This is a genomic window from Flavobacterium frigoris PS1 (assembly GCF_000252125.1).
Taxonomy (GTDB): Bacteria; Bacteroidota; Bacteroidia; order Flavobacteriales; family Flavobacteriaceae; genus Flavobacterium; species Flavobacterium frigoris_A.
The window spans coordinates 45,117-65,122 of record NZ_AHKF01000020.1 but is presented as its reverse complement, the minus strand read 5'-3'; the positions used below and the strand labels follow the sequence as shown (position 1 = coordinate 65,122).

Below are 20,006 nucleotides of genomic sequence, written 5' to 3'. Positions count from 1 at the left end.
GACTGAACTACCCTATTTTCACAATCTTTTTAAGTCCATAAAATCATAATCCTTTTATGGGGGAGACTAAATGCACGTACTATTCTCTTTCTTATATTTTATGTATATTTGATCACTCAGCTACAACGATTCCGTGCGCTTATTTTGATGAATTGGCACCATTTATTGTAGTATTTCGAAAAAATCACGAAAAAATTTAGTAAATTGAAAATTAAGATTTTATTTATTTGTTTTCTTTTAATAGGTTTTGTTGCCTGTAACGACCAAGAAAAACAGTCGCGTAATACTGCCAATAGGAATCTTCAAACGTCCACAGAACAAGAAATTAAAAGTGGTGCCATAAAATCAGCTGCAGACTCAGCAAAAACAGTAGAATTAAAGTACTCTCTTGAACAATTAGACAACACTAAAGGACTATCTAATAGCTCCGTGAATACTATTTTTCAAGACTCCGAAAATTTACTTTGGATTGGTACTTGGGACGGACTAAACCGTTATAATGGAAACACTTTTAAAATTTTCAGACCCGAATTAAATAATGAAAATAGCTTGAGCAATCAGGTAATCCTTAAAATAGATGAAGACGATTTAGGCCGTATTTGGATTTTGACAATGCACGGGATAAATCAATATGATAAAAAAACAGACCATTTTAAACGTTTTTATTTTTCCAGAAAAAACACCCCCCCATTATCTGAATCTGAATTCAACATAGCCCTTGACGACTCAAAAAAAGTATTTTGCGCCGTAAAAGATTGGGGAATTGGTTATTATAACGGCACCGATTTCCAATTGCTAAAATCCAAAACTCTTCCCTCAAAAGCTATCAAAAAAATGGAGTTTAGTTCTACTGGTGATTTATTAGTTCTGTTTGAAGACGAGCAGCTTTATTGCTTGTCTATTGCAAATAGTAATGAAACCGAAAAAACAATTACAAAATCAGAGTTGATTTCAAAAAACATTCGAACATTTGAAACCATCTCAAATGAGAAAATTTGCATTATACCAACTTCCGGAAATGCCAGTATATATTCCGTATTCGATAAAAAAAAACAAGTTCTTTCAGAAAAAAATATCGATAATCTTGTAGGCCATATTCCTGAAGGCCTCGTTATTTCAGGAAAAGAAGGTTATAGTATTATTGATAGCACTGGAAACCTAATTAGCAGATCTTGGTTAAAACATCTGAAAAATCAGAAGATAACCGCTTTAATACAAGGTAGCGAAAATGTGATCTGGACGGGAACAGATGGAGACGGAGTTTTTAAAATGTTTCCACTTAAAAAGTCATTTAATCTTATTTCAAAAGCGCAAATTCCCGAATTGGATGGCGGTATTATTAGGGCTTTTCTAGAAGTAGAGGGGAATTCATTCTGGGTGGGAACAAAAGGAAAGGGTCTTTTTAGATTTTCTTCTAAATTTTATCAAAGCGAACAATCTTTAAAATTTGTGAATTTCAATGAAAATAATAGCGTCATTAATAATGCCGTATTTTCATTGTGCAAAGGAAAGAATGAATTGTTATTCATTGGTACAGATGGAAACGGCATCACTATTTACGATTTAAAAAACTCGAAACTCATTAGTTGGCCTGAAATTATAGGAAGCGAACAATGCGACTATTTTAAATCTATTTATTCCATTTATCAGGATGAACAGGGCTTTATTTGGCTTGGAACTAATGGTTATGGTATGATTCGATGTAAAATAGAACGTTCAGGTAACAAACTAAAGTTATCCCAATACAAAAAATACATTGCAGATAATGAGGATGGAAAATCCTTAAGCAGTAATATTATTTTTTCTATCGTCCCAAAGAATCAAAACCAACTTTGGATAGGTACCCGATTGGGAGGTCTTAATCTCTTTGACAAAGAATCAGGTTTGTTCCGTACTTATAAAAACAAAAAGGATGATTTTCAAAGTCTGTCTAACAATGATATACTGTGCCTGAAAAAAGACGCCAAAAATAGGCTTTGGATAGGTACCAGTTTTGGTCTGAATTTACTAGAAGACCTAAAAAGTGATGGCAGTGCAACATTCAAAAGCTATACTGTTAAGGACGGTCTTCCCAATAATACCATTCACGGAATTGTCTCCGATAAAAAATCAAATCTGTGGATAAGCACTAATTTTGGTTTATCAAACTTTATCCCAGAACAATCAAAATTCATTAATTACACAAAAAACGAAGGACTGCAAAACAATGAATTTGCAGACGGAGCCTTTTATCAGGATCCAAAATCAGATTATATTTTCATGGGTGGAATAAAAGGATTCAATTACTTTCTTCCTCAAAAAATAAAGGAATCGGCAGTAGTTCCTGATCTATTAATTGATAAAATTAGTGGACAAAATCAGGCAGATCCCTATTATCAAGGATTGGTTATTTCTCCAGATTCAAAAGCGCCTCCTGCCATTATATTGGACCACGATCAAAACTTTTTTGATATTGAACTATCTGCATTAACTTATATTAACAGTGAAAAATGCCAATATGCCTATAAGTTAGAAAATTTTGACAAAGATTGGAATAACATCAATAATCGAAGAAGTATTTCATTTACCAATGTACCAAGAGGCAAGTATTCTTTGTGGATAAAATGGACTAACAGCGACGGCATATGGAGCGATCCCGTGCACGCGATTGACATCAGGATAAAACCAGTTTTTTGGCAATCTAACCTTTCTATTTTCATATACTCCATATTGTTTTTCTTCTTTATCCTATTTGTTGTTAGCTACTATAAAAAACGTCAATCTTTAAGCCAAAACATTCTTTTCCGTCAAAGAGAAGAAGAGCTGCATGAGAACAGACTTTCGTTCTTTACTAATATTGCGCATGAATTCTTGACTCCTTTGACATTGATTGTTGGACCCATTCAAAAATTAGCAGAAGCAAATAACCTTAGCGACAAAAACCAGAAGTTCATTCAAATGATTGAGCGAAACTCTTCGCGATTGCTTTTTCTAACACAACAATTACTGGAATTCAGAAAAGCGGAGTTTGATTACTTAGAAGTTGTCGTGAAAAAATTTGATTTGGTCAACTTAGTCGAACAAATTGCTGAATTATTTGATGAATGGGCATTGGATAAAAACATAGAATACAAGCTTGAAGTTACCTCCAAACTAAATGGCTGGTTTGATAAGGATAAGATTGAAAAAATAATATTCAATTTATTATCGAATGCTTTTAAATACACTCCTGAAAACGGCAAAATTGACCTTAAAATAGCCATTGACAAAACCAATTCTAAAAAATTAATTATTACCGTCGTAAATACTGGTAAAGGGATTCCACAAGAAAAACTAGACTCCCTGTTTGATAAATTTTTATTAACGGATACGAATTCCAGTGCTGACAATGATTTGTTTAGAACTGGTATTGGATTGGCTTTTATAAAAAAACTAGTGACTGTACTCAAAGGTGAAGTACAAGTTTCGAGTGTCCCTAACGAAACGACAACCTTTACAATCCTTATACCTTGCGGCAAGAAAGCCTTTGTTGAAAAAGAATTTGAAATAGATGTTGATGCTGAGACGAACCAAGTGTTCATTTCTCAACACCTCAAAAGTATTTTGGAAGAAATACCTACTATTGATGCCGTACCTGAAAAAATTTCAACCCTTGACGCAGTTATTGATCATAGAAAAACAATATTAATTGTTGAAGACGAAAAAGAAATCTATTCCTTTTTAAATGAATTATTATCCGAAAAGTATAAAATAAGTATTGCCTACAATGGTATTGAAGCTTTGGCGAATATTAAAAGTGAAACTCCTGATATCATTATCAGTGATGTAATGATGCCTTTGATGGATGGAATCGAGCTTTGCAAAGAAATAAAAAAAGACATTCAAACTTGTCACATCCCTTTTATTATGCTTACCGCAAAAGAATCTGTACTGCACAGAATTGAAGGCATTGAAAGCGGTGCAAATTCGTATATCCCGAAACCTTTTCATCCAGACCACCTATTAATAAGAATTCAAAAATTACTGGAAGAAAAGGAATTAATACTAAAGCACTTCGCGCAGGACAGTCTTGTCGAAAACCTGTCTACTCTTCCTATAGAGAATGAGGAAAAGGAGTTTATTAAAAAGGTGATTGAATTAATACGAAAGAATATAGATAACGAGAACCTACAAAGTCTTTTTATCGAAAAAGAATTGGGCATCAGTAATTCCCAATTGTATCGAAAAACCAAACAAATTTTTAGTTTGACTCCAGGCGATTTGATACGTACCATAAGGTTAAAACATGCTGCTGAACTATTGCGGAAAAATGTTTTGACTGTATCAGAGATTTGCTATTTATCAGGTTTTAACAACCGATCATACTTTTATCGCGAGTTTAAAAAGATGTACGACATCACGCCAAAAAATTACCAGCTTAAGTACAAACCTAAGCACTAAACACCTAAAAACAAAATACATACATCCTTGTGTACACCTTTGATGAAATAGTGTACACAATTTCTTGTGCCCTGTAAGTAATTTTATAAACTGATTATTAAATCTAATTAAAACTCAAAAAAATTAATTTAAATCAATTAAACTATTTAAAACCATGAAAACAATTAACCAAATTATTAATCAATCTAACACTTCCTTATGATGAAGAAAAGTATTATTTATAAATTGTTCTTACTAGGAACAATACTATCAGCAAGCATCATGAATGCGCAAACCGTTACAGGTATTGTTACTGATATTAGCGGTCCAGTACCACAGGTAAATGTTATTGTTAAGGGAACGAATACTGGTACAATAACTGATTTTGACGGGAAATACACATTAAACAATTTAGGCCCTAAAGCTGTTTTAGTTTTTAGCTATATTGGTTATATTAATAAAGAGATCGCGGTAAACGGCATGAGTACTGTTAATGCTTCTTTAGCACAAGATTCACAACAACTGGATGAAGTAGTACTTATAGGATATTCATCAGCAAAAAAATCATCCCTTTCAAGTGCTGTAACCACTGTTAATGTTGATGATTTATCAAAAACAAAGGTAGCAGATGTTGCACAAGCTCTTCAAGGGCAAGTAGCTGGTGTTTTTGTTGCTGCTAATACTGGAGCTCCTGGTGACGGAATCAAAATACGTATTAGAGGAGAGGGAACACTTGGAAACAATGATGTATTGTACGTCGTTGATGGAGTTTCAACTCGCGATATTTCTTTCCTTAATCAATCAGACATCAAATCTTTGACTGTATTGAAAGATGCTGCTGCCGGAGCAATTTACGGAGCAAGAGCTGCTGGAGGTGTTGTATTAATAACAACCAAAAGTGGAAAAATTGGAAAAGCAACTATTAGTTCAGAATATTATACTGGGTTTCATGTGGCTACAAATCTTCCTGATATGTTAAATTCAGACCAATATTTGACAGTAAAAGATCAAGCTTGGCATAATACAGCTGGGAATTCAGCATCTGCAATTAGTCCTTATGCATCAGACAGAAACAGAACCGGTTTAGCCGACACAGATTGGCAAGATGAATTGTTCACAACGGGTATTTCTAAAAACTTCCAAACTTCAGTAAGTGGAGGTTCAGAGAATATTCAATATTTAATTTCTGGAGGTTATTATGGTATCGATGGAATTGTAACGGAAGACCACGATCAATACCAACGTATTAATTTCAGATCAAACATCAACGCTAAGGTCTCAGATCGTTTTCAAGTAGGAACGAATCTTCAGATCAGTTACGAAAAACAAGACAAATTATCTTCAAGCGGTGATGCGCCAGGGATTATACGTCACGCTTTAATTCGTCCTCCAGTTTTAGCGGTTTACAAAGACATAAATGACCCTACTTATTCAGCAACTAATCCTTACACTGATTTGCCTTTCTATACGGGACCTGATAATGGATGGAGCAAAAATTATGAGTATACATCAAACCCAATTGCTATTGTACATTTTACTGATGACAAACGAAATACTTATAAAACTTTTGGAAATTTATATGGTGAATATGCTTTACTAGGGGATAAATCTTTAAAATTTAGAAGTAACCTTGGGGTAGATATTAGTTTCAGTCATAACAAAAACTTTGCTTCAAATTATGGAGATGCCGACATTAGTGATGTTGCAAACCAATATTACGGAATGGGAAGAATTAACAGACCCAATGGATTAGATGAAAATAGAGGTCAAAACATGACCTTCACTTTCAGTAATACCTTAAACTATATTAAAACAATCAACGCCGATCATAGTTTAGACTTTTTACTTGGAATGGAAAACATCAGTAGTAAATCATCTGCTATAGGTGGTAGCAGACAAAATTTCGATAACACCTCTAACTCGTTTAGGTACCTAGACTTCGGTAGTACAACAAATGCCTACAGTTCTGGTTCTGCTAATAACTGGGCGCTACAATCTTTCTTTGGATCAGGTACATATGGTTATGCAAGTAAATATTTTGCCACAGCCACAGTAAGAGCAGATGCAAGTTCTCGTTTTGGACCAAATAACAAATGGGGATATTTCCCTTCCGTTTCTGCAGGTTGGTTAGTTTCAAGAGAAAACTTCTTGGCAAAAGCAGACTGGATTTCCAACTTAAAATTAAGAGCAAGTTGGGGACAATCAGGTAATCAGGAAATACCAAATAACGCCTACGAAACTTTGGTTTCTACATCAGGCGGTGTGGTTAACATCATTCGTTACGGAAATCCAGATTTAAAATGGGAAACTACGACACAAACGAATTTTGGTGTGGATTTGAGTACATTCAGCAATAAACTTTCATTTACGGCAGATTACTTTGTTAAGAACACAACTGATATTTTATTGGGCGTGACCCTACCTGCAGTTTCTGTGGGAGTAATTAATCAGACTATTGTAAATGCTGGAGAGGTAAGCAACAAAGGGTTTGAATTTGGACTTAATTTAAAAAATTACGGCCACGAATTCAAATACAGCGTAAATGCAAACATAGCAACATTAACGAATAGAGTTGATAAACTTCAAACTTATGTAAAAAGCATTATTGATGATGGTACACATACAAAAACGGAGGTTGGACAACCAATCAGTTCTTATTACGGACTTGTATTCGATGGTATTTACCAAAATGCCGGAGAGGTAAGCACACAGTTATTTGCTAATTCGAATAATGCACAGCCAGGAGACATTCGATTTAAAGATATAAATGAAGATGGACAAATTAATGCCGATGACAGAGCAATCATTGGAAGTCCTATCCCGAAATTAACTTATGGTTTTTCCTTTAGTGGAGAGTATAAAAGCTTTGACTTTTCTTTCTTACTACAAGGGGTAAATGGAATCGATCGATATAATGATTCGAAACAAATCTTAAACTACGATAGCCGCCCTTTTAATTCCACAACTGCAGTATTAGACAGCTGGAATGGCGAAGGTTCTTCTAACACTAGACCTAGACTTACTTTTAATAATAATGGCGGTGGAAATGTATCAAGCGTATTTGTTGAAGATGCTTCTTATTTGAGATTGAAAAACCTTGAAATTGGATACACTTTTAATGCAGAAACAATTGGTGTTAAAAACCTACGTATTTATGCTTCTGGTCAAAACCTATTTACCATTACTGATTACACAGGATTAGACCCAGAATCTACCTCATTGATTGACAAAGGAACGTATCCGCAATCAAAAGCATATTTATTGGGAATCCAAGTCAAACTATAATTAAACATCTAAATATTTAGTCATGAAAAATATATTAAAATTGTTGCTATTAATGAGCATACTGTTTTTAACAAGTTGCCAAGACGAACTTACTTCTGATCCAATAGGCGCAACAACTTTGGAGCAGGCGAACACTACTCCTACCCTAATTGCAGTAGAACTTTCAGTCAACTCATCTTACCAATTATTATCTAACAGATTGAACATTTTGGCCGAATGGGACTGGAACGGAGGGCTTGTATTTCAAAATGATTATGTTATGCAAGACATAGCTTCAGACGATATGGAGAAAAAATGGAATCCAGATGGCGATCAGGTTTGGATGGATGACATCAATAATTTTACATTTACTTCAACAAATGGTGGACCAAACGGACTTTGGAAATACGATTATGAAGGCATCAAAAGAACTAATATAGCCATTGGGTTTCTAACGAATCCAGACATTGAGACCATTACAGGAATCAGTCCAGCAAGAAAAAACCAATTGTTAGGAGAAGCTTATTTCTTAAGAGCACATTATTACTTTTCTTTGGTTACTAATTTTGGCGATGTACCATTAATTTTGGGTTCTGTTCAAACTTATCAAGAAGCCTTTGATTTTGCAGTACGAGCTAACAAAAGTTTAGTTTGGGATAGTATAAAGTCAGATTTAGTTTTAGCAAAAGACCTGCTGCCAAATTCAAAATATTCTTCCACAACTGAAAAATGGAGAGTGTCTAAAGGAGCTGCAATTGCACTTCAGGCAAAATCCGCTTTATACACTGAAAAATGGTCAGAAGTTATTACTTTAGTTGATGAGTTAGCTCCACTAGGATATAGTTTAAACGCGAATTATTTTGACAATTTCAGTACTACAAAAGAATATACAGATACTGAAGTTATTTTTTCTTATAACCACCAATCTGAAACCAATCCAAGAAGTGGTAATGGTATATGTGCACCCTTAGGTTGGGGATTTTTTGCACCGAGCACCGATTTCCTCAATTCGTTTGAACCAAATGATCCAAGAAAATTATATACTGTAGATGGTCCTAATCAAAATGTAAATAAAATATTAGGAACACTTAACGGTGCCAACAAAGGAAATGATGATGCTCCCACAAACAAGGTTTATTTGCGTTATGCAGATGCCTTGCTGTGGAAAGCTGAAGCGCTTAACGAAACTGGAGATTATCCGGGAGCGATCGCAATTATCAATAAAATAAGAGCCCGAGCAAGAACTACAGTAACTGCTTTAGGAACAATTCCGCCTGTTGGAACTTTAATAGACAGAGTAGCTTCTACAGATAAATCCACTATCAAAGCGTGGTTAATATCTGAACGAAGAGCAGAACTTGGTTTTGAAAACCAAAGGATGTTAGACCTAAAAAGATGGGGAATTGCAAAAACAGTAATGACAGCCCATGGAAAAAACTTTCAAGACAAGCATTTGTTGTATCCAATACCACAATCAGAAATTGATGCTTCAGCAGGTCTTTTACTACAAAATCCTGGATATTAAATATTTAAAATACGTTTGTTTAATTTGATTAATACCATTGAGAAGTAGTTAATTGGTAATTGCTACTTCTCTCTTTTTAAACCAATCGATATTACATTTTAGACTTTTGATTTATCAAATATAAAAAAATTACATATGACAGATATTGCGAATCGACATAAGAACAATCCCATATTATCACCTAAAGATTTAAAAGCAAGTGATGGGAACATGATTATCGAATGTTTACTGAATCCAGGAGCATTTGAATTCAATGGCAAAATAGGATTACTTGTAAGAGTAGCCGAAAGAACAGTCCAGAAAGAAGGTCTTCTATCTGTTCCAATATATAATAATATCGGAAAAGTTGAAATTTTAGATTTTAAGCTTGACGATTCAAAATTGAATGCTTCAGACTCTAGAGTAATCCAGTATGATGGCGTTGATTACCTCACAACCATATCTCACTTACGATTAGTCTGGAGTGATAATGGAGTGGATTTCAAAGAAGATCCTGCCTATTCTTCTCTTTTTGGAGAAGGAGAATACGAATCCTATGGTATAGAAGACTGCCGTGTATCTAAAATTAAAGATACCTATCATCTTACCTACACAATGGTTTCTTCAAATGGTGTTGGTGTTGGACTTAGAACCACAACCGACTGGAAATCATTTGATAAAAAAGGGATGATTTTTAGTCCACACAATAAAGATTGTGCCATTTTTGAAGAAAAATTCAACGATAAATTCTATGCTTTGCATCGTCCAAGCAGCCCTGAACTAGGTGGTAATTATATTTGGTTAGCCGAATCTCCTGATGGCGTACATTGGGGAAACCATAAATGTATCGCTAAAACTCGCGAAGGAAAATTTGACAGCAAGCGATTAGGTGCTGGTGCAGCACCCATAAAAACAGATAAAGGCTGGCTAGAAATTTATCACGGCGCTACAAAAGAAAACAGATATTGCTTAGGCGCTCTTTTATTAGACCTTAAAGATCCTTCTATCGTTTTAGCCCGTTCAGAGGAGCCAATTATGGTACCTACAGAAACCTATGAAAGAACAGGCTTTTTTGGTGAAGTAATATTTACCAATGGGCATATCGTTGATGGCGATAGCATACAAATGTATTATGGTGCGGCAGATGAATATGTTGGCTTAGCCACATTCTCGATTTCTGAAATCTTAAAAACACTAAACGTATAATGGGAAAATTATCAAGAATAGGCCTCAAGGATTTTTCGAGGAGTACCAAGATTTTAATCCTTACCAATTTAATTTATGCCTTCGTTTTACCTGTAATTGACATTTTTGTGGCATCTTACATCATGCGAAATTCTAATGACCCCTCTAAAGTAATGATGTATCAATTAGCGATTTACACCGGTATTCCAATCACTTTTTTTATTAATGGTTTTTTACTGAATACGGTTAACATCAAAAAATTATTCTCACTCGGGATGCTGTTGAGCGGGGTTTCTATGGTATATATGATGTCCTTAGACGAAATCAGTTATACTGGATTAATTTCAGCTGGATTGATAATGGGAATGTCTTTTGGTTTGTATTGGGCTAACAGGGATTATCTAGTTTTGGCTACGACAACTGATAAAACACGAAATTTCTATTACGGACTAGACACCTTTTTCTACACTTTAACCGCCGTAATTGTACCCATAATTATTGGGTGGTATCTAATGAATGGTAATGACTCCACTTCAAATGAAAGTGTAAATTCAGGATATAGAGTCGTTACTGGAGTCGTTTTTATATTCACTATTCTGGCTTCAATAGTATTTCATTTTGGTGATTATGACAAGCCCAGGAACGAAAAGTTCCTCTATTTCAAGTTTCATAAACTTTGGACAAAAATGCTTCAAATGGCTGTATTGAAAGGTCTGGCACAAGGATTTATCGTAACAGCTCCAGCTATGCTTATGATGAAGTTTTTTGCTTCTGAAGGCGCATTGGGAACGGCACAATCTGTAGGAGCCATTATCGCTGCGGTAATTATGTTGATTCTGGGTAAACTATCGTCACCTAAACATCGATTGGTGATTTTTAGTATCGGGCTTATCTTTTTCTTTTTAGCCTCCTTTTTCAATGCCTTGATGTTTAATTCAACCGGAGTAATTATCTTTATATTTCTATTGTTAATAGCAAGACCCATTCTTGATATTGCCTACTTTCCTATTCAATTAAAAGTCATTGATATATTATCTGTAATCGAAAACAGAAATGAATTTTCATATATCTTAAATCATGAATTCGGATTATATGTGGGACGTCTATTAGGAGCAGGTACTTTCTTAGGTATTGCCTATTTCGGGAATGCAGATGATGCCTTGAGATATGCCTTATTAATCATCGCCGTAATTCAATTACTCTCAATCTTAATTGCCAAACAACTTTTGGAACAACAAACTAAACTCGAAAATAAAGATGCGTAAAACAATTCATTTAATAGTTCTCTTTCTCTGTATCAGCTTAAGTTCTTGTAATACAACTCAATCTACGGTTGCGGTGATTCCTGCCGTAAAACAAGAATCAATACAGCGTATTACGGATATGCCCAACTTGCCAAAACCATTTAAAATACTTGATTTTAACCAATTGGCAAAAGACTATGATGCAAAAGTGTATGATGTCAGCCAAACTGGGAAATATTGGCCATTAATCTGGAAAGATGACTCTCGTAAGAACTTTGATCAGGAAACCTTCGGGATTTACACTGCTATGGGAGATGTAAGACAAGGTGTTGAAAATCATAAAGGAATTTTTCATGAATCATTAGCTAGTATAGGGTCTGTAATGGGTGCCAGTTTAGTGGGAATTGACAAGTCTAACCAAGAAGGAAAGAACTATGTTGGGATGCTGAAAAATTACTACAACAGCGACACCAAATGGAATATCATCATGAATAACACTTCTCCTGAAGTAGCCCTTCTTGGAGGCGGTTACGCTAGAGACTGGTGGTATGATGTCTATCCTAATTTGATGTTTTATGCTGTTGCTGATTTTTATCCAAATGAAAAAGACTATTCAGATATTCAACGTTCTGTTGCGGATAAATTCTATAAAGCTGATTCAACCATGGCAGGGAATTACCAACATTCATTTTTTGATTATTCAACATTAGAACCTAAAGACAATTGGATTTGCAAACAAGAAGATGTCGCTGCAGGTCATGCTTATGTCTTGTACTCTGCATATCAAAAGTTCAATGACCCTAAGTATTTAAAGGGTGCTGAATCTTCTTTACAAGCACTTTTAAACCAAAAAGACAATCGTTATTATGAAATATTGATGCCTTTTGGAGCCTATGTGGCTGCTCGTTTAAATGCAGAAGAAGGAAGAAAATACGACTACTCAAAAATTCTGGATTGGACATTCAACGGCACGCCAGAATGTAGAGAAGGATGGGGAATGTTACTTGACAATTGGAACGGATACGATGTTTCTGGCTTAATGGGAAGTACGGTAGATCATGGAGGTTTTGCCTTTTTGATGAATACCTATGACTCTATGTGGCCCTTGGTTCCCCTGGTTCGTTACGATCCAAGATATGCCAATGTTGTTGGGAAATGGATGCTAAATGCCAGTAATGCAATCAAATTCTTTTATCCTTATGAAATCGCAGATGAACATCAGACGATACCGGAACAAAAACAATATACCAAAGGAGTAATTGCTTATGAAGGCCTGATCAAAAAATCACACCTTAAAAAATATGAAAACCTAGAAGCTCCTGTTGCCATTGGTGACGGTCCAAACTGGATAGAAGGTAATCCTGATGTTTCCCAATTTAGTGTGTACGGAAGTGGCCATGTAGGAATAGCAGGTGCCATCATAGAAAAAACAGATGTTCCTGAAATTTTAAAGCTAAATTGTCTGGCTACTGATTTTTATCGTGGGGAAGCCTACCCTACTTTTCTAATGTACAATCCTTTCGATGGAGAAAAAACGGTGACATACCAGACTCAAACTACCACAAACGTAGATTTATATGATGCTATATCGCATAAAGTTCTATTGAAAAACGTTTCTAAAGTGGGCAAAATAACGATACCGGGGCTCTCGTCAAGGTTAATTATTGAAATCCCTTCCCGTTCCAAAATTGTATTAAAGGATGGAAAATATTACGCTAACAATATTGTGGTTTCTTATTTGTAAATTACTCTTTCAATAGAAAGTAAAATAAAATTACTGAAAGCGGTAATCCGTTTCTTTACTTAACAGCAAAAATGGACGATGACTATAGTAAGTTACTCGTCCATTTTCTATAGTACATACAATAATAAGAAAACTATAATAATTGAAACTATGAAACCAGCGATACTACTTTTACTTATTCTCCTACTATTCTCTTGCAATAAAGAGAAAAAAACTTCGTCGGATAAAGTGTGGTGGAAAGAAACGGTATTCTACGAAATCTATATGCCTAGCTATAAAGACTCAAATGGAGACGGATATAGCGACTTTAAAGGGCTAACATCTAAACTAGATTATATAAAAAATTTGGAAATAAAAGGGATTTGGCTGACTCCTTTCCTGGAATCTCCCAAAGTAGATAATGGTTATGATGTTTCCAATTATTACAAAGTGGATCCCACTTATGGCACACTTGAAGATTTTAAATTCTTCTTGAAGGAAGCGCATAAAAAGGACATAAAAATAATTATGGATTTAGTGGTGAACCATACATCAACCGATTCTAAATGGTTTCAGGAGTCTCGAAAATCAAAAGACAATCCGTATCGGGATTATTACATATGGAAAGATAAACCGAACAATTGGGAATCATTTTTTGGAGGTTCAGCTTGGGAATTAGATAAAACGACTAACCAATATTACTACCATCAATTTAACACTAGAATGGCTGATCTTAACTGGGGAAACCCAAAAGTGGTTGCAGAAATTCAGAACGTATTGCGATTCTGGCTGGATTTGGGTGTCGATGGTTTCCGCTTGGATGTGATTAATTTCTTGACTACTGATGGAATAACTGAAGATAATCCAATGAAAGATGGAAATCAAGAACATCTGAATGACATTGATCAAAAGGGCGTGAAAACCGCCATGAAATCGATTAAATCCGTTGTAAACGAGTATGAAAACCGCTTTATTGTGGGAGAGATAGGCAGCGATAAAATAGAAGTTTTAAAACAATACCAATCTCCCGAATTATTAGATGTGGTGTTTAATTTCAATTTTGGAAGCATCAAGGAATTCTCGGCACAAAAAATATACGATGAGTTGCAAAGCATGGAGAAAAACATGCAGAGCTACCCTACCCTATTTTTCGGAAGCCATGACATGCCACGCCTTGTTGACCGTTTGGCAAAAGACAATCCCGAAAGAGCTGAAGCCTTGGCAGCATTAATGCTTACTGCAAAGGGGGTTCCATTTATATACTATGGTGAAGAAATTGGTATGGAAAATATTGAAGCTAATACTGTTTCTGAAATGATGGACGTGCAAGGACGAATTAACTATGATTTAGCGATAAAAGCTGGCAAATCTGAGACGGAAGCGCTTAAAATTGGAAACGACCATAATCGGGATAAATCAAGAAGTCCAATGCAATGGAATGCTGAACATTTAGCAGGGTTTTCGGATAAGTCTTCATGGATAAAAGTGAATCCAAACTACACGAAAATAAACGTAGCCTCTTTAGAAGCGCAAAACAATTCTTTGCTGAATAGGTATAAAAAGCTAATAGCATTACGCAATACAGAACCCGTGTTACAATATGGAAAATATTCTCAATTATCCTTTTCGAATAATTGCATTTCTTTTGTCAGGAATCATAATGGTAAATATATCAAATGTTACTTTAATTTCAGCACTAGACCAATAGAAATTAAAATAAACCCAAAGGAGAATATTTTAGAAGGCAAAACAATAATTCAGCCCAATACCTATTTAATCATTAAAGGAATTACTGCCATATAAAAACCGAAATTTGGATAAAAATGAAAAAGGACCTGAAAAATTTCAGGTCCTTTTTTTTATTTAATCTGCTGCTACCTTGTAAGTAGGATCTTCAATTATATTGATATCTATAACATCATTAGCATCATGCAGTAGTCTACGACAATCAGCACTTAAATGACGCAAGTGAATCTTTTTCCCTTCTTTAGCATAGCGTTCAGTAAGTTTGTGAACCGCGTCGATTGCACTCATGTCGGCAATTTTGCTCTCTTTGAAATCTATAATCACTTCATTTGGATCATTTAAGACATCAAATTTCTCTGCAAAAGCAGTAGTGGAGGCAAAAAATAACGGGCCATATATTTCATAATGTTTCACTCCATCAGCATCAACATATTTCTTGGCGCGAATGCGTTTAGCGCTTTCCCATGCAAACACCAAAGCAGAAATAATAACTCCAATCAAAACAGCCAAAGCTAAATTGTGTAATAATACAGTAATAACCGCCACCAACATTCCTACGAATATATCTTGTTTCGGCATTTTATTAATAATCCTAAAACTAATCCATTCAAAAGTACCAATAGCAACCATTACCATAACCCCTACAAGTGCAGCGATAGGCAATTGCTCAATTATAGGCGCTCCAAATAAAATAATCACAAGAATCGTTAATGCTGCAACGATTCCTGACAAACGAGCTCTAGAACCTGCAGATAGGTTTACTAGTGTTTGAGCAATCATAGGACAGCCTCCCATACCAAAGAAAAACCCATTAAGTACATTAGCACTTCCCTGCGCAATACATTCTCTATTTCCTTTTCCTTTAGTCCCAGTCATTTCATCAACAAGGTTTAAAGTCAATAATCCTTCCGTCAATCCTACTGAAGCCATAATTAAAGCATAAGGAAAAATCAATTTTAAGGTTTCAAAAGTTAATTCAATATTTGGGATATGAAACGGTGGAAACCCACCACTGATAGAAGCAATATCTGATACTGTTTTGGTATCAATTCCCAACCATAAAACCAGTCCAAAGACTACAATAATAGCCACTAACGAAGCTGGTATGGCTTTGGTGATTTTTGGAAAAAATAATACAATTGCAATTGTCAAGAGTACTAAACCTAACATAATAAATAGCGGATTTCCAGATAACCATACGCTCTCGCCGTTCACCATTGTCTTAAATTGTTCGAGCTGCGACATAAAAATAATGATGGCCAATCCATTAACAAAACCAAACATTACGGGCTGCGGCACGAGTCGGATAAATTTACCCAACTTAAATAACCCTACCAAAATTTGCAGTATTCCTGCTAAAGCAACAGCTGCAAACACATATTCAAGTCCACTGGATTTCATTAAGGCGATTAGTACAATCACTGTTGCTCCCGCTCCGCCAGATACCATACCTGGTCTTCCTCCAAAAATAGCGGTAACCAAACCCATAATAAATGCCGCATATAACCCTACCAAGGGCGGAAAACCCGCTAATATAGCAAACGACAAAGATTCTGGAATCATCGTCATAGCGACCGTTAAACCAGCCAAAATTTCGGTCCTGTAATTAACTTTTTGCGTAAAGTCAAATAAATTTAAATACTGTTTCATTCTTTTTTGTAAAAATTTGTAAAATATATGGTTTTGGAAAGATGAATAAATCTGCAGCTGACCTAAACCAATAAAAAGCAGGTGCACTCACTTAAACAAGACCTAGAAAAAGTAAAATTACTTTAGGAAATAGGCTGAATTTGCCTTTTTATAAGAATTGCAAATGTAAATCTTTTTAGCCGATGTCCAATAGAAATGTAAAAATGCTGAAATAGTGAGACTCTAGCAGGCTTAACGCAGTCTAAATTTAAATAATAAGGAAGCTGGCCTAGTGAATATACGCTTTCATTCACTAGAAGTACAAAACATAAAAAACCACTCCATGATCCTTTCAGGCCATAGGGTGGTTATTGGTATTAGTAACAGAATTGTTTTTAATGTGATATATTTAAGCTAAGCACTATACCGATATCAAAAGCCTTCTAACTCTTACAATTAATTCATTTGGGCTAAATGGTTTTGTGATAAAATCATCCGCACCAAGATCAAAAGCTTCTAAAACCGTTTTCTCTAAGCCAACTGCCGACAAAACAATTATTGGAATATTCATTTTTAATTCAACTTTGACCTTTCTGACGATATCAAGCCCCGTTATAAAGGGCATTCTGATGTCCGTCACAATAATGTCAGGATTTTCAGATACAATTTTTTCCATGGCTTCTTCACCATTCGAACATGTAATTACTTGAAATCCTTCTTTCTTAAGCTTAAACTCCATTGTTTTAAGCATCATTTCTTCATCTTCGGCAATTAAAATTTTCATCTCTCGTAGGTTAATTATTATTTGGGGAAATAATCATTTAACATCAATGAGTACAGTATTTTCAGGGGAAAAAACACTTCCCAAAAATGTTATTTAATAGTTTAAAAACTAGTATTTAAAATCATAAGTATTACTTTTTCAGTTAATTAGTTATGGCGTACCTACACCCTATTATACTATAGAAAAACCATGCGTGATTTCCAATTCGTTGAAACAGCATTCACAAATATCGTTAAATTTTTCCACTTCTGCTTTTCTTTTTTGTCCTAAAGGGCTAATTTCAATTTCATTTTCGATAATTTCAATACATTTTGATCCTTTTGATATCCCTAACAAACTCATTGAAGATTTCAACTTATGGACTTCAGATTTTAAAACTGCTATGTCATCCATCTTATTTGCTTCCAGTATTAACTGTAGCGAAATTGGTGTATTATGTAAAAACATAGATACCATTTTTTTTATAAAAGAGGCATCTCCATCTGCAAATTCGTTTAAATAACTGAAATTAATTAAGTTTTCAGTTATGATTTCTTGTTCCTGTGAGTCAGCCGATGTGTTTCTATCAATATTCATTAAATTGTCGTGTAATTTTTCAAGCAATACGTTGAAGTGAAAAGGTTTGGATAAATAATCATTCATGCCGTTTTCTAAACATCGTTTTTCTTCCGCTAACGTGGCATGTGCGGTCAATGCTATAATTGGCACATTGGATTTAGCCCCCATATTCTTGCGTATATATTTGGTAAGCTCGTTCCCGTCCATTTCTGGCATTTGGATATCCATTAAAATCAGATCATAATCATTCTTTTCAATTTTATCTATAGCTGTTTTTCCATTATCAGCTACTGTGATTTCTTTATCCCATCTTTGAAATATTTTTATTGCTAAAAGCTGATTTAATTCATTATCTTCTACTAAGAGTATGTTAATATCTTTTAAGAACTCAGGAGATAATTGTTCTCTTATTACGGCAACCCCATCAGGTCTTCTCTCTTCTGCCTTTTTATATTGTATTGAAAATGTAAATTCACTTCCTTTTTCCACTTCGCTTTTTACAACTATTAAACCGCCATGTAATTCGATAAGCTTTCGGGTAATAGTAAGACCTAAACCAGTACCACCAAACTTCCTTGTTGTTTCATTTGATCCTTGAGTAAAACTTTCAAATATCGAGTGAATCTTATTTTCAGGAATACCAATACCCGTGTCAACTATCGTAAAGCGAATAAAAGTATCAGAACTAGATTGATTCTCTTGAGAAACGATCAATTCGACATATCCTTTTGCAGTAAATTTCAAAGCATTACCTACCAAATTTATTAAAATTTGTGACAGTCGTGTTGGGTCACCAATCAAAAAATCCTTTATGTTTGGATCAATTTTGAACAATAATTTCACGTTTTTCTCTTCCGCAATTGTAGAAAGTAATTCTATTACCGTTTTAACAGTTTTGGATAAAGAAAATTCAAACTCTTCCAGTACTATTTTATTGGCTTCTATTTTAGAAAAATCAAGAATGTCATTAATAATTACCATCAGGTTTTTCCCTGCCGTTTTTATGGCCTTTACACTTTGCTCCTGGCTACTGTCTAAATTTGTACCTTCTAGGATCCTTGCAAATCCTATGATTCCGTTCATCGGTGTCCGGATTTCATGGCTCATGTTTGTCAGGAACTGCTCTTTTACCCTTACCGATTGCTCCGCTAAATTTTTTGCAAGTATCAACTCCTTCTCTATTTGTTTTTGCTCGCTTATATCCTGAATTGTTCCTAAAATTTTAAAGGGCTCATTGTGCTCATCATTTAAACATTTTATGTATTCATTGATGTATTTTAATATTCCGCCTTTAGATAACAAACTATGACTAAACTGGATCTCCGAATTACTGCTTTTTACATAATTAAGATTTTTTTCAAACAGTTCTACATCATCAGAACTAATAAAGCGCGATTTTAATAATCCTAAGGAAGGCGTACAATTTTCATCTATTTCAAAAATAGAGTAGAATTGTTCCGAAAAAAACACATCGCCATCATTTAAATTTATTTCCCAACTCCCTATCTTGGCTAGTTTCTGGGCCTCAAACAGTCGGTTCGCATTTATACTTAACTCCAGTTCTGTTTTTTTTCGAAGCAGGACACTCTCATGAATTTTAAGTACATTTCTGATACTTTGTGAAATACCATCAGGAGTTAATAATGTTTTGGGAATATAATCCGAGGCTCCACCCAAAATAGCCTGACTGGCTATCTTCTCGTCACCTTGGGAAGTGACAAAAATAACCGGTGTTTCGATTCCTAAATCACGTAGTTTTTTTAGGAAAGAAATTCCATCACTATCTGGCATTAGATAATCTAGGAAAATTAAATCATAATTAGCTGTATCAAGTTTTTTTATTGCTTCCTTGGCAGAAAAAGCATTCTCAACATCTGCTACTATACCTGATTGAGAAATTGATCTATTTATAGTTATTAAATCAACTTTATCGTCATCAATTATCAAAATTTTTAAAGCTGTGGCCATGTT

10 protein-coding genes are annotated in these 20,006 nt (G+C 34.7%); 7 read left to right on the top strand and 3 right to left on the bottom strand.

Features of this window, described 5'->3' with window-relative positions; all coding sequences use genetic code 11:
* Positions 1–204: 204 nt before the first annotated feature.
* From HJ01_RS12820 to HJ01_RS12790, 7 genes are all read left to right on the top strand, one after another.
* Positions 205–4,419, top strand: a complete 4,215-nt coding sequence (locus HJ01_RS12820; RefSeq protein ID WP_007138874.1) for a two-component regulator propeller domain-containing protein — start codon at positions 205–207, stop codon at positions 4,417–4,419.
* Between the two features lie 198 nt (positions 4,420–4,617).
* On the top strand, positions 4,618–7,683 hold the full coding sequence (locus tag HJ01_RS12815; RefSeq protein ID WP_007138873.1) for a SusC/RagA family TonB-linked outer membrane protein: 3,066 nt from the start codon (positions 4,618–4,620) through the stop codon (positions 7,681–7,683).
* 22 nt (positions 7,684–7,705) lie between these two features.
* On the top strand, positions 7,706–9,187 hold the full coding sequence (locus HJ01_RS12810) for a RagB/SusD family nutrient uptake outer membrane protein (protein ID WP_007138872.1): 1,482 nt from the start codon (positions 7,706–7,708) through the stop codon (positions 9,185–9,187).
* A 135-nt stretch (positions 9,188–9,322) separates the two neighbouring features.
* Positions 9,323–10,372 (top strand): glycoside hydrolase family 130 protein, encoded by a 1,050-nt coding sequence (locus HJ01_RS12805; RefSeq protein ID WP_007138871.1) that lies wholly within the window; start codon positions 9,323–9,325, stop codon positions 10,370–10,372.
* Positions 10,372–11,616, top strand: coding sequence for an MFS transporter (locus tag HJ01_RS12800; protein WP_040473953.1), 1,245 nt, complete (start codon positions 10,372–10,374; stop codon positions 11,614–11,616). The genes HJ01_RS12805 and HJ01_RS12800 overlap by 1 nt, the downstream gene beginning before the upstream one ends.
* Positions 11,609–13,339 carry a hypothetical protein gene (locus HJ01_RS12795; protein ID WP_040473952.1) on the top strand — a complete coding sequence of 577 codons (1,731 nt, stop codon included), beginning with the start codon at positions 11,609–11,611 and terminating at the stop codon, positions 13,337–13,339. The genes HJ01_RS12800 and HJ01_RS12795 overlap by 8 nt, the downstream gene beginning before the upstream one ends.
* A gap of 78 nt (positions 13,340–13,417) precedes the next feature.
* Positions 13,418–15,121, top strand: a complete 1,704-nt coding sequence (locus tag HJ01_RS12790; protein WP_238531093.1) for an alpha-glucosidase — start codon at positions 13,418–13,420, stop codon at positions 15,119–15,121.
* 60 nt (positions 15,122–15,181) lie between these two features.
* Here the strand turns inward: HJ01_RS12790 and HJ01_RS12785 are convergent, their stop codons facing one another.
* The 3 genes from HJ01_RS12785 to HJ01_RS12775 all read right to left on the bottom strand — a co-directional run bounded on the left by HJ01_RS12785 (position 15,182) and on the right by HJ01_RS12775 (position 20,003).
* On the bottom strand, positions 15,182–16,714 hold the full coding sequence (locus HJ01_RS12785) for a SulP family inorganic anion transporter (protein WP_007138867.1): 1,533 nt from the start codon (positions 16,712–16,714) through the stop codon (positions 15,182–15,184).
* 400 nt (positions 16,715–17,114) lie between these two features.
* Positions 17,115–17,477: a response regulator transcription factor gene (locus HJ01_RS12780; protein ID WP_007138866.1), complete on the bottom strand. Its 363-nt coding sequence runs from the start codon at positions 17,475–17,477 to the stop codon at positions 17,115–17,117.
* 171 nt (positions 17,478–17,648) lie between these two features.
* Positions 17,649–20,003, bottom strand: coding sequence for a response regulator (locus HJ01_RS12775; protein ID WP_007138865.1), 2,355 nt, complete (start codon positions 20,001–20,003; stop codon positions 17,649–17,651).
* Positions 20,004–20,006 lie beyond the last annotated feature (3 nt).